The following is a 12,634-nucleotide window of genomic DNA, read 5'->3' on the forward strand; positions in this document are numbered from 1 at the left end:
TTTACACTCCACGTTGTTCAATGGGGGCCGGGGATGATTGTTGCGCTTTATTGGGGATCAGGCGGTCGATCACCATAATCAGGGCCGGGGTGATCAGCGCGATGTACATGTTATTGATGCCGAACGGATCGCCGAGCAAATACCACGCCGAAGTCACCACGCAGGCGCCGATAAGGCCAGCGTTCGCGCCGCGGGCGCTCTTAAAGAACGGAGCATAGAAGGCGATGACCGCGACGACGGTGATAGAGAGCCTGATGGCGCGGGTAAAGAAGGAGAGTTTCAGCACTTCCGGTACCAGCAGCACAAAAATAAGCGGCAGAAAACCGATGATCAGCGAGGCCCAACGGGTGGCTTTAAACTCCTGCTCCGGCGTTGGATTGCGCCACGGCACGTAAAAATCTTTTACCACCAGCGAGGCAATCGCCAGGGCAACGGTACTGACGCTAACGAAAATTGAAGCTACAAGTGACGTTGTCACTAACCCGGCAAGCCACGGGTTCATATCTTGCAGGAACACCGGCAGGGCGTACAGGCTATTGATTTCCGGGTGTAAAAACTTCGCCGCCACGCCGATAATGGCGATCGCGAAGGCGATAGGCAGGCAGAAGAAAAAGGCAATCCAGGTAGAGCGTTTCGCCGATTTTACGTTTTTTGTCGAGCTGATAGCCTGAATGACAAACTGGGTACAGAAGATGGAGCCGATGGTGCCGATAAGCCAGGCGCAGATCGTGCCGGCGCCAATATTACCATCCCAGGTCCAGTAGTAATCTGGCATTTTCTCGATCATTGGCGTAAAACCGCCGGTTTTTGCCAGCGCGAAGCCCATAATAATGAGTAGACCGGCATATTTTAATGCGCTGTGCAGCATGGTGACCCAGGCCACGCCTTTCATACCGCCAAAGGCAAAATAGAAAGTACTGACGATGGCGGTAATAAACGCCGCGAAGGGTAAATTGATCTTTAATACCGTGGAAATGGCCGCCGCGCCGCTGACGTAGTTACCGACGTTCACCAGCAACAGGGCGTAAATCATAATAATGGAAATAATATTCTTGGTGCTGGTGCCGTATTTCTCGGCAATCGCCCCGGAAATAGTAATTTTGCCAGTGTTATAGATGCGCTTAACCAGTATCAGGCCAAATAGTGGAAAGCCAATGGCGGCGCCCAACACCGACCAGGAGGCGGCAATCCCGCTCTCAAAGGCGGCCTGTGCGGTTCCGATAGTGGACTTGGCGCCGATATATTCCGACATCAGCAGGATACCGACAATAAAGGCCGGCATCGCGCGCGAGCCCTCCATAAAATCCCCGGAGTTTTTACTTCTAATACGGAACGTCAGCCAGGTGGTAAATAAGATATAGGCGATGACAATGCCAACAATAATAAAGGTATCTTCAGTGGTAAAATGATTCATCTTAGCCTCTCTTTGGGCGTACGAATCCTGGGCACGCAGGTGCCCGGTCTATTTTGTTGAAGAAGCGCAGCGCTTAATTAAGATACTGCGCGATGATTCCACGTATTTGCTGCAGTTGAGATGCGCTAAACTGCACCGCGTAGCGGCTATCGCCGACCTCATGGCCCATCAGCTGCAATGCTTTTTTCACCGCGGCGGGGGAAAAGGCGACTTTGTAGAGATCGGTACGCAGGCCGGTGACGTTTTCCTGCGCCAGCCTGGAGGCTTCAATATCGCCTGCCTGGAAGGTTGACCAAATCGCGTTAATCTCCCGTGGCGCAACGTTAGCCAACCCGGAAATGCACGCTGAACAACCGTCAACGAAACCCTGATGAATCAGCGAATCCGGCCCGTTCAGAACATTAAAACCGTCGATATCTTTCACCGCATCAAGAAAGCCCTTAAGACTCTCATAACTACCGGCGCTATCTTTGATGCCAATGATGTTGCCATGCGCAGCCAGCTGACGTGCGGTTTGCGGTTCAATGGTGTTACCGGTGCGCGCCGGGATGTTATACAGAAATACCGGTACGCTTAGCGCATCAGCGATTGCCGTGTAGTGGCTTACCAGCTCATCCTGTTTTAGCGGCACGAACCACGGGGTGATGACGGACACCGCGTCGACGCCTGACTTTGCTATCTGCTGGCCAAGACGAATGGTTTCCCGCGTCGACACTTCGCCAATATGCGCCACCACCGGCGCGCGTCCGGCAACCGCCTCGACGCAGGTTTCGGCAACAGCTATTTTTTCCGCTTCATTGAGGACGAAAAACTCGCCGTTGGTTCCGCCGCAAAAAATGCCATTACCGGCGGCCAGCTGTCGTTCTACCTGTTGGCGCAGCGCCGTCAGGTTCAGTTCACCGCTGGCGGTAAAGGGCGTAACAATGGCGGTTAACACGCCGCGAATGGAATGATGCATTTATTTCTCTTCTCCCTGATGAGATGACTGTGGAAACAGCGTCTGGTAAATCGCCTGGACTTCGTCCTGGTTCACGCTGCATGGGGCATTATTCATTAATCGTTTTACTTCCAGCGCCGCGGCGCTTAGCGTTTCAATACTCTCTGGTGGTACGCCCAGCGCGGCGAGGTTGTCCGGCAGCGCCAGGCGTTTCACCAGTTGCGCCAGCCAGCAGACCAGCGCATGAGATTTCTCTTCGTTATTCAAGGTCAGATCGGCGTCCGGGATCAGATCCCAGACCTGAGCGAATTTATCCACCGCGTGCGGGCGTACGACCTGCATACAGGGGGCCAGCAGAATGGCGTTCGCGACGCCGTGCGGCAGATGCCAGGTGCCGCCAAGCGGGTAGGAGAGCGCATGCACCAGATGCGTACCCGCATGATTGATAGCCACGCCGCCGTAGTACGAGGCCCATAGCATCTCCAGTTTCGCCGTAAGATCCTGCGGGTGGGTTACGGAACGCTCAATATGCCGCACCAGCTTATGCAGGCCGATTAAGGCGGCGTTATCGCTCACCGGGTTAGCGACGGTAGAAGTAAAGCACTCCAGTAGATGACACAGCGCATCGATGCCGGTGGAGGCGGCAATGGCCGCAGGCATACTGGTGGTCAGTTCCGGCAACAGAGCCACGAAATCCGGCAGCAGTACCGGGGAGATAATCCCCACTTTGGTATTACGCTCGGGAATAGCCAGGATGGCGTTTGGTGTCGCTTCCGAGCCGGTGCCTGCGGTGGCGGGAATCAGCAGCGATGCCAGACGCAGGCGCGGTTTCTCGCCGTCGATCAGCGCGTTGAGCGCAGGGGAGGCGGGATGAAGTAATACCGAGAGCAGCTTCGCCACGTCGAGGACGCTGCCGCCGCCGATACCGACGACCATCTCCGGTTGCGCTCCCGCGAGTTGGGCAACAATTTGCGCCACGTCATGTTGGCTGGGCTCTGCCGGTACGGAATCCACGATCCTCACATCAACGTTATTCTCGCCCAGCAGATGTTGGATCTGTTTGGTCGCTGCCAACTTACCGACGTTCGCATCGGTGACCAGCAAAATGCTTTTTTTACCTGCCAGCACTGGCTTCAGGGCTGATATGGCGCCCGCGCCGCTGATAATCGTGCTGTTAATCGTCGCCACGTCTCACTCCTCTATTGTTATGATTGAATTCAATCAACATACTTAGTTCTCACTCATTTCAATGAGCAAAAGTTATAATTTATACGGACGTTTAATAACTTGAGCTTGCTCACATTTAATCAAATATGATTGAATATAATCATTAACGATTCAAATAAGCGATGAAGGAAAGAGAATGAGCTGCGGCGATAACCCTGTTCTGGTGCTGGCAGATGACTTTACCGGGGCCAATGATGCTGGTGTCAGTCTGGCGGAAGCGGGCCTGGCGGTTGAGGTGGCCTTTAACGCCGGCCATCAGTCCACCACCCGGGCGTTGGTCCTCAATAGCGATAGTCGGGCGCTTTCCAGGGCGCAGGCTGCAGAGAAAGTGAACGCAGTACTCCGTGATGCGGCAAATTTCGCCGCCGTCTGGCAGGTGAAGAAAATCGACTCCACCCTGCGCGGCAACCCCGGCGCAGAACTGGAGGCGATGATGCGTGCGCGGAGTTGCGTGACCGCTGTTGTCGCGCCTGCCTTTCCGGGGGCAGGGCGTATAACCCGCGGGGGGCGCTGTTATGTCCACGGCGTAGCGCTTAATGAAACAGAATTCGCCAGCGACCCCAAAACCCCGGTCACTAGCGCCGATATTGGGCAATTGCTCGCTATGCAGAGCCAACTGCCGTGCCGTTCGCTTGACGTGCGACAGCTGGAAGCCGCCCTCGCGGAAGAGAGCGACCAACCACGAGTGTTGATTATTGATGCCGAAGAAGACGAGCAGCTGGATGAGGTTATCGCCGCGGTAGCCAGCCGCGCGCGGCAAACGCTGCTGGTGGGCTCTGCGGGGATCTGCGAGGCGCTGGCGCGCTATCTGCGCCGGGATGCGGCCGGGCCGTTGTTGGCGGTGGTCGGCTCCATGAGCGAAATAGCACAGGCTCAGGTCGCCGCTTTGGCCGGCCATCCGCGGGTCGAGCGGATCGGGATTGATACCGCCCGCGCCTTTAACGGCGACGCCCTGGCCGATGCCCGGCGAATCGCCGCGGTGCTTGCGGCAAGTCATCATTGCGTGGTTACCACCTGTGCGGACAGCGCTGCCCGGCACGGTATTGAGGCGCAGTGCCGTGAACGCGGGGTGAGCCGCGCGTCGCTGGGAGAACGGATCTGCGCTTATCTCGCGCAGGTCACCCAACTTGCCGTTGAGTTACATGCGCCCGGGGCGCTTTATTTGTCCGGCGGCGATGTCGCTATCGCCGTCGCTCATGCGCTCGGCGCGCAGGGGTTTCATATAACCGGCCGGGTGGCGCAATGCGTGCCGTACGGCCATTTTCTCGGAAGTCGCTGGCCGCGTCCGGTGATGACCAAAGCAGGGGGATTCGGTACGGAGACCACGCTGCGGGATGTCGTGAATTTTATTGAGGAGAAACTGAGTGTCTAACATGATTGCGGTAACGATGGGCGACCCGGCGGGCATTGGTCCGGAAATTATTATTAAATCACTGAGCGAAGGGGAACTGAGCGGTGCGCCGGTAGTGGTCGTGGGCTGCGCGCAGACGCTGCGGCGAATCCTGGCGCTGAACATTACCCCGCGTGCGGAGTTGCGGATTATTGAGCACCCGAGAGAAGCGCTGTTTTCACCCGCGACGATTAACGTGATTGATGAACCGTTAAGCGATCCGCAGGCGTTGCGGCCAGGCGAAGTCCAGGCACAGGCCGGGGATTTGGCGTATCGCTGCATCAAGCGCGCCACCGCGCTGGCGCTGGCGGGCGAAGTCAAAGCTATCGCCACCGCGCCGTTGAATAAAGAGGCGTTACATCTGGCCGGGCACCATTTCCCTGGACACACCGAACTGCTGGCTCATCTGACGCAGACCAAAGATTACGCTATGGTGCTGTACACCGATAAGCTTAAGGTGATCCACGTTACCACCCATATCGCGCTGCGGCGTTTCCTCGATACCCTAAGCCAGTCGCGGGTGGAGACGGTTATCCGGGTTGCCGATGATTTTTTACGCCGCGTGGGGTATTCGCAGCCGCGCATCGCGGTAGCCGGAGTGAACCCGCACGCCGGTGAAAACGGTCTGTTTGGCGATGAAGAAATCCGTATCGTCGCCCCGGCCGTCGCGGCGATGGAGGCGCAGGGTATCCATGTTGTCGGACCGTGCCCGCCGGACACCGTCTTCATGCAGTGCCACGAAGGCATGTACGATATGGTGGTGGCGATGTATCACGATCAGGGGCATATTCCGCTCAAGCTGCTTGGATTTTATGATGGGGTGAATATCACCGCCGGGCTGCCGTTTATCCGCACGTCCGCGGACCACGGCACCGCCTTTGATATTGCCTGGACAGGTAAAGCGAAGTCTGAGAGCATGGCAACCTCCATTGAGCTCGCCATGCAAATCGCACAGGAATAACATGAAGGGATATAATCGGTTAGAGCAGATTATGGACTTCCTGAAAAGCCATAATCTGGTAACGGTCGACCAACTGGTTGCGGTAACTAACGCCTCGCCGGCGACCATCCGTCGCGATCTGATTAAACTCGATCAGGAAGGGGTCATTAGCCGTACCCACGGCGGCGTGACGCTCAACCGATTTATTCCCACACAGCCGACGACGCTGGAAAAAGCGCAGCGTAGCCCTCAGGAGAAATACGCCATCGCCAGGGCGGCGGCGTCGCTTATCAAGGCCGGCGATGCCATTGTGCTGGACGCCGGTACCACCATGATTGAACTGGCGCGACAGATTACGCATCTGCCGCTGCGGGTCATCACCAGCGATCTGCATATCGCGCTGTTTCTGGCTGAATTCAAACAGATTGAGGTGACGATTATCGGCGGGCGCATCGATGACAGCAGCCAGTCGTGTATTGGCGAACATGGGCGACGCTTGCTGCAGAATGTGTGGCCGGATCTGGCATTCGTCAGCTGTAACGGTTGGGATTTGCAAAAGGGCATTACCGCGCCGACGGAAGAGAAGGCGGCGCTGAAGCGCGATCTGATCGCCAACGCCCGGCGGCGGATCCTGCTGGCCGACAGTTCGAAATACGGCGCCTGGTCGCTGTTCAATATCGCGCACCTCGACTCACTCACGGACATCATCACCGATGCGCATTTGCCAGGGGAGACCCGTGATGCGCTCCAGGAACTCTCGCCGCGGCTGATTATCGCCGATTAACGTCCGGCCATCATGTCGCGCTTGCCGCCTGACGGTCCTCGTTCAGCAATTCAATAAATGCCTCCAGCTGGCGCGTCTTCGCGCCGCGTCGCCACACAAGCCAGGTCGTCAGCCAGCGCCACTCTTCGGCGAGCGGCCAGGCGGAAACCTGCTGATGGCCTGGCATACTCTCCAGCATACTGCGTGGGATCAGCGCCAGCCCAGCGCCGGCGATTACGCAGGCTAACATACCGTGGTAGGACTCCATCTCATGGATCCTTCCGGGCGTCGCGCGGTCGGCGTGAAACCAACTCTCAAAATGACGGCGGTAGGAGCAGTTGGCGCGAAATGCGTAGACATTCGCGCCGTTGACCTCGCTGGCGCGGGTTACCGGCGCATGGCCATAAGGGGCGACGATCATCATCTCTTCCGGGAACACCGGTAGCCCCTCCAGACCGGGATGAACCAGCGGACCGTCGACAAACGCCGCGCTGAGCGCGCCTTCCAGTACGCCGTCAATCATGGTGCCGGAAGGGCCGGTGGACAACGCCAGGTGGATCTTCGGGTAACGCTGGTTGAAAAGGGCTAACGTGGTGGGGATGCGCACCGCAGCGGTACTTTCCAGCGAGCCGAGGGAAAACAGCCCCTGCGGCTCATCGCCGGCGACCACCATCCGCGCTTCATCGACTAACGCCAGGATTTGCTGGCTGTAGCGTAAAAAACTGTGCCCGGCGGGCGACAGACGCAGCCGTTGGTTCTCGCGAATAAATAGCTCGACGCCGAGGTCGGCCTCCAGCTGGCGAATGCGGGTGGTCAGATTCGACGGGACGCGGTGCACCTTCTGCGCGGCCTGGGTAATACTGCCGGTACTGGCGACGGCGTTAAACATCTCAAGTTGGGTAAGGTCCATAGCATTCTTCTTTTGTGAATGTTTTGCTTAATATTATTCATTTTCAATGAAAGGAAGAGTAGGCCACACTATCCACACTTCGCAATCCCTACAGAGAGAATAACCATGAATTTATCTGCCACCCATGCGGTTTCCGTGAACCCGACCACTGGTGAAGTCGTGTCGTCTCTGCCGTGGTCAACCGAACAACAAGTGGATTCAGCCATTGCCCTGGCGCAACAGGGTTTTCGCCAGTGGCGCCAGGTAACGGTCGCCGATCGCGCCGCCGCGCTGCGTAAAGTCGGCGGCGCAATGCGCGCCCGCGGCGAAGAGCTGGCGCAAATGATCAGCCTTGAAATGGGTAAGCCCATCGCCCAGGCGCGCGGCGAAGTGAGCAAATCGGCTAATCTCTGCGACTGGTATGCCGAACATGGCCCGGCGATGCTGGCGACCGAAGCCACCCAGGTAGAAGATAATAAGGCGGTGATTGAATACCGGCCGCTGGGGCCGATTCTGGCGGTGATGCCGTGGAACTTCCCGGTCTGGCAGGTTCTGCGCGGCGCGGTACCGATTCTGTTGGCAGGGAATAGTTATCTGCTGAAACACGCACCGAACGTGATGGGCTGCGCGCAGCTGCTGGGCGAACTGTTTGCCAAAGCGGGTCTGCCGGCTGGCGTCTTTGGCTGGATCAACGCCACCAATGAAGGCGTCTCGCAAATTATCAATGATGATCGTATCGCGGCGGTCACGGTGACCGGTAGCGTACGCGCCGGGCGGGCAATCGGCGCTCAGGCCGGCGCAGCGCTGAAAAAATGCGTGCTGGAACTCGGTGGTTCCGATCCCTTTATCGTACTCAACGATGCCGATCTGGACGAAGCGGTAAAAGCCGCCGTCATCGGCCGTTATCAGAACAGCGGGCAGGTCTGCGCGGCGTCGAAACGCTTTATCGTTGAGGCGGGTATCGCCGACGCTTTTACTAAAAAATTCGTGGCCGCGGTGGCGGCGCTGAAAATGGGCGACCCGCGCGACGAGCAAAATTACATCGGCCCGATGGCGCGTTTTGATTTGCGCGATGAACTGCATCAACAGGTTGAAGCCACGCTGAAGGAAGGGGCGACGTTATTGCTTGGCGGCGAGAAAATCGCCGGCGCCGGCAACTACTACGCGCCAACGGTACTGGCCAACGTTACCCCGGAGATGACCGGTTTCCGTCAGGAGCTTTTCGGCCCGGTGGCTACCATCAGTGAAGCCCGCGACGCCGCGCATGCCCTTGAACTGGCTAACGATAGCGAGTTTGGCCTTTCGGCAACCGTCTTTACGTCAAGCAGCGCGGAAGCGGAGCGTTTTGCGCGTGGTCTGGAGTGCGGCGGGGTGTTTATCAATGGCTACAGCGCCAGCGATGCTCGCGTGGCGTTCGGCGGCGTGAAGAAGAGCGGCTTTGGTCGGGAACTGTCGCATTTCGGTTTGCATGAGTTCTGCAATATTCAAACCGTATGGAAAGACCGCCGCTAATCGACGTTAGCGCCTGACGTCCGTCGTCGCGCTCTGCTATACTCGCCACCCGAATTTCGATGGTGGGCAAGGAGCCGAGTGTGGCGACGGTTATTAATAATGCAATGCTGGATGCCGTTCTGGCAGAAATCAGGCCGCTGATAGGGCGCGGCAAGGTAGCGGACTACATTCCAGCCCTGGCGCGGGTCAGCGGCAATAAACTGGGGGTCGCCATCTGTACGGTTGACGGCCAGCACTATAGCGCCGGCGATGCCCACGAACGTTTCTCGATTCAATCTATCTCGAAGGTGCTCAGTCTGGTGGTGGCGATGAACCATTATCAGGAAGAGGAGATCTGGCAGCGTGTCGGTAAAGATCCCTCCGGCCAGCCCTTTAACTCCTTACTGCAGCTGGAGATCGAGCAGGGCAAACCGCGTAATCCTTTTATCAACGCTGGGGCGTTGGTGGTCTGCGACATGCTGCAAAGCCGCCTGAGCGCGCCGCGTCAGAGAATGCTGGAGATCGTGCGTCGGCTAAGCGGGGTGGACGATATCGCCTATGATTCGGTGGTCGCGCGCTCCGAGTTCGAACACTCCGCGCGTAACGCCGCCATCGCCTGGCTGATGAAATCCTTCGGCAATTTCCATAATGATGTCGCCACGGTGCTGCAAAACTATTTCCACTACTGCTCGCTGGAGATGAGCTGCGTTGAGCTGGCGCGGACCTTCCTGTTTCTCGCCGATCGGGGGATTGCCCCGCATCTGGCGGACCCGGTCATCGCGCCGATTCAGTCACGGCAGGTTAACGCGCTGATGATGACCAGTGGCATGTACCAGAACGCCGGCGAGTTCGCCTGGCGTGTCGGGCTGCCGGCAAAATCCGGCGTCGGTGGCGGTATTGTGGCGATTGTGCCGCAGGAGATGGCGATTGCTGTGTGGAGTCCTGAACTTGATGAAGCGGGTAACTCGCTGGCGGGGATCGCCTTACTGGAAAAACTCACCCAACGTTTAGGAAGATCGGTGTTCTGATGTCTGCAATGGAAAATCTGTTCGCCCGGCTTGGGCGTTCAACGTTCCGCTCTCGCTTCCACCTTGGGGTGAAAGAGCGGCAGTATTGTTATGATAAAGGGCCGGAGATTATCGACAGCCACGCGGCGGATTTTATCGCTAAACGGCTGGCTCCGGCGCAGATTGCTAATGACGGTAAGCAGACGCCGATGCGCGGGCACCCGGTATTTATCGCCCAGCACGCTACGGCGACCTGCTGCCGCGGATGCCTGGAAAAATGGCATGCGATCCCGCGCGGGCGGGAACTGAGCGGCGAGGAGCAGCGTTACGTGGTACAGGTGATTCACCACTGGCTGGTGATGGAAATGAACGCGCTTACCAACCGTTAACCTATAACGCTCAGGCATGGCAGTATGCCTAACAAATATTCTCATGCTATGATAATCCGCTAACTAATTATTTACATAATAATTGCCTGAAACAATTAGACGGATAATTACTGAATGTCTTCACTGTCGATTCGGTCATTCACGCTATTTCGCGAGGATCAACCGGTGCGCGATGCGCTGGTGTTATTCACGCTGACGATCCTGCTGCACTTTATGGGCGCTATGTTACGTCTGGTGCAGGAGCTCTCGTTCTTTTGGCCGCTCAATGCCGTTATGGCAGGTATTTTCGCACGCTACGTCTGGCTAAATCGCAGCTATTTTTACGCTATTTGTTTTGCTGCGATGCTGGTTTATGACGGCCTGACTTCCCGTTGGGGCATGGGCTTTGCGTCGCTGCTGATTAACTTCTCCAATATCGTCTTCATCGTCATTCTGGCGCAGCTGGTGCTGTGGGATAAGCGGCGTGCCGATTCGATGCCGGGGCCAATTAACGCTCTGAATCTTTTCTGTTATTGCCTGCTGGCGGCGCTGGTGTGCGCGGCGGTTGGCGCGTTGGGCTCGGTTGATGTTGAACGAGCGACTTTTATTCCGCAACTGGCGGACTGGTTTAGCGAGCAGTTCTCGACCGCGGTCCTCATCCTGCCGTTTATTCTGACCCTGACGCTGCCATCGGTTCTGGGCCGCTTTCGCTTTAGCCAACTACTGCCGGTGATAGCGCTGGTGCTATCGATGGCGCTCGGCGTGGCGGTAGGCGGCGCCGGAAGCCTGACTTTCCCGCTGCCGGCGCTGATCTGGTGCGCGATTCGCTATCCATTGCCGCTGACCTGCCTGCTGACGTTTATTACCGGTATCACTGAGATTCTGCTGGTGGCAAACTCGCTTATCCATCTGTCGCCGGATGCGCGTCCGCAGCCGTGGCAGCTGTTTTCAACCCGTCTTGGCATGGCGGCGATGCTGATTAGCCCGGTGATCGTGGCGACCAGCGTCGAGGCTATCAACAACCTGGTAAAACAACTGGCGCTCCGCGCTGACTTCGATTTTCAGACCCGGGTTTACTCTCGATCCGGTTTGGGCGAGGCGCTGAAACGCCAGGCCCCGCACCCGGATAAACAGCTCTCGGTGATGGTGCTGGACATCGATGGTTTTAAACGGGTGAATGATACCTGGGGCCACGAATGCGGTGACTGCGTGCTGGCCCAGTTTGCCCAGCGCGTGCGTGAGCTGGCGGGCGAAGAGGGAATGGTGGCGCGTATCGGCGGGGAAGAGTTTGCCGTTGCGGCGCTGCTCGATAATGCTCAACAATCCCATCTGCTGGCGGAAAAAATTCGCCAGGGGATTGAGTCGGAAACGTTCACCTGGGGGCAGCAGCGTATTCGCCTGACGGTGAGTCTCGGCTTGCAGTGTCGTGAAGTGGGTGAAGGACGGATCGCCGAGCTGTTTAATCAGCTGCTAATGGAAGCGGATGACCTGTTAGTCAACGCCAAGCAGGCCGGGCGCAATCGTGTTTGCGTGCAAGCGCTGCCTGACGGCGTGTGATAAGAAAATCCAATGGTCTTTTTGCTTGAGTTAAATATTAGTTAAAAACATAGTGATGTGGTCATTATCAGGGAGCAACCCATGGCCACACCTATTTCACTTCGCACGCTTACGCGTGAATCCATTCTTGAACATCTTCCGCAATTAAATGAAATCCTCGCCAGCTGCGTTAACGGCGGGGCTTCGGTCAGTTTTATGCAGCCGTTTTCACCGGACACCGGCGAGCGCTTCTGGCAGCGGATGGCGCAAAGCGTCGCTGCCGGCGAGCGGATTGTGCTGGCGGCCGAAAACCAACAACGGCAGATAGTGGGGACCGTCCAGTTGATTATCGACCAGCCGGAAAACCAGCCGCATCGCGCCGATGTCGCCAAGCTTTTGGTTCACCAAAATGCGCGCCGGCAGGGGATCGCCGGGTTACTGATGAGCGAGCTTGAGGCTATTGCACTGGCGCACGGGAAAACCGTGCTGGTGCTGGATACCGCCACCGGCAGCGGCGCGGAGAGCTTCTATCAGCAGTGCGGCTGGCAAAAAGCGGGAGAAATTCCGCAGTTTGCCTTAATGCCTGACGGGGAAATGACGGGCACCACGCTGTTCTATAAGATCCTCCCGGTGACCGAATAAAGCGAAGAGGTTTGATCAAAACGGGGTTTT

Annotated in this window: 12 protein-coding genes; 8 read left to right on the plus strand and 4 right to left on the minus strand. The window is 57.3% G+C overall.

Translation table 11 applies throughout. From position 1 onward, the window contains the following. Window position 1 precedes the first annotated feature (1 nt). From ABLU80_RS03680 to ABLU80_RS03690, 3 genes are all read right to left on the minus strand, one after another. The gene (locus ABLU80_RS03680; RefSeq protein WP_015366725.1) at window positions 2-1,414 is read right to left on the minus strand and encodes a sodium:solute symporter family protein; all 1,413 of its coding nucleotides are present in this window, start codon (window positions 1,412-1,414) and stop codon (window positions 2-4) included. Between the two features lie 73 nt (window positions 1,415-1,487). Then, window positions 1,488-2,372: a dihydrodipicolinate synthase family protein gene (locus tag ABLU80_RS03685; protein WP_015705319.1), complete on the minus strand. Its 885-nt coding sequence runs from the start codon at window positions 2,370-2,372 to the stop codon at window positions 1,488-1,490. Further along, the gene (locus tag ABLU80_RS03690; RefSeq protein ID WP_047080285.1) at window positions 2,373-3,539 is read right to left on the minus strand and encodes an iron-containing alcohol dehydrogenase; all 1,167 of its coding nucleotides are present in this window, start codon (window positions 3,537-3,539) and stop codon (window positions 2,373-2,375) included. Between the two features lie 175 nt (window positions 3,540-3,714). Here ABLU80_RS03690 and ABLU80_RS03695 point away from each other — a divergent pair, with 175 nt between their 5' ends. From ABLU80_RS03695 to ABLU80_RS03705, 3 genes are read left to right on the plus strand one after another with little or no spacing between them, the layout of a single operon-like run. Next, the gene (locus tag ABLU80_RS03695) at window positions 3,715-4,950 is read left to right on the plus strand and encodes a four-carbon acid sugar kinase family protein (protein ID WP_348849711.1); all 1,236 of its coding nucleotides are present in this window, start codon (window positions 3,715-3,717) and stop codon (window positions 4,948-4,950) included. Beyond that, window positions 4,943-5,929: a D-threonate 4-phosphate dehydrogenase gene (locus ABLU80_RS03700; protein WP_015705322.1), complete on the plus strand. Its 987-nt coding sequence runs from the start codon at window positions 4,943-4,945 to the stop codon at window positions 5,927-5,929. The genes ABLU80_RS03695 and ABLU80_RS03700 overlap by 8 nt, the downstream gene beginning before the upstream one ends. Before the next feature lies 1 nt (window position 5,930). Continuing rightward, window positions 5,931-6,692 (plus strand): DeoR/GlpR family DNA-binding transcription regulator, encoded by a 762-nt coding sequence (locus ABLU80_RS03705; RefSeq protein WP_015366720.1) that lies wholly within the window; start codon window positions 5,931-5,933, stop codon window positions 6,690-6,692. 10 nt (window positions 6,693-6,702) lie between these two features. Here ABLU80_RS03705 and ABLU80_RS03710 read toward each other — a convergent pair whose 3' ends face one another. Further along, window positions 6,703-7,581, minus strand: coding sequence for a LysR family transcriptional regulator (locus tag ABLU80_RS03710; protein WP_015705323.1), 879 nt, complete (start codon window positions 7,579-7,581; stop codon window positions 6,703-6,705). A gap of 105 nt (window positions 7,582-7,686) precedes the next feature. On the opposite strand from ABLU80_RS03710, the gene sad reads away from it, so the two are divergent. From sad to ABLU80_RS03735, 5 genes are all read left to right on the plus strand, one after another. Then, on the plus strand, window positions 7,687-9,072 hold the full coding sequence (gene sad / locus ABLU80_RS03715) for a succinate-semialdehyde dehydrogenase (protein WP_072382808.1): 1,386 nt from the start codon (window positions 7,687-7,689) through the stop codon (window positions 9,070-9,072). An 80-nt stretch (window positions 9,073-9,152) separates the two neighbouring features. Beyond that, window positions 9,153-10,079, plus strand: a complete 927-nt coding sequence (glsB, locus tag ABLU80_RS03720; protein WP_015366717.1) for a glutaminase B — start codon at window positions 9,153-9,155, stop codon at window positions 10,077-10,079. Beyond that, window positions 10,079-10,447 (plus strand): DUF4186 domain-containing protein, encoded by a 369-nt coding sequence (locus ABLU80_RS03725; RefSeq protein WP_015705325.1) that lies wholly within the window; start codon window positions 10,079-10,081, stop codon window positions 10,445-10,447. Before glsB ends, ABLU80_RS03725 begins: the two co-directional genes overlap by 1 nt. Before the next feature lie 114 nt (window positions 10,448-10,561). Beyond that, the gene (locus ABLU80_RS03730; protein ID WP_047079450.1) at window positions 10,562-11,983 is read left to right on the plus strand and encodes a GGDEF domain-containing protein; all 1,422 of its coding nucleotides are present in this window, start codon (window positions 10,562-10,564) and stop codon (window positions 11,981-11,983) included. An 81-nt stretch (window positions 11,984-12,064) separates the two neighbouring features. Further along, window positions 12,065-12,604, plus strand: a complete 540-nt coding sequence (locus ABLU80_RS03735) for a GNAT family N-acetyltransferase (protein ID WP_320885704.1) — start codon at window positions 12,065-12,067, stop codon at window positions 12,602-12,604. Window positions 12,605-12,634 lie beyond the last annotated feature (30 nt).

Origin of the sequence: Klebsiella sp. CN_Kp104, from assembly GCF_040064515.1 — a bacterium.
Classification (GTDB): domain Bacteria; phylum Pseudomonadota; class Gammaproteobacteria; order Enterobacterales; family Enterobacteriaceae; genus Klebsiella; species Klebsiella aerogenes.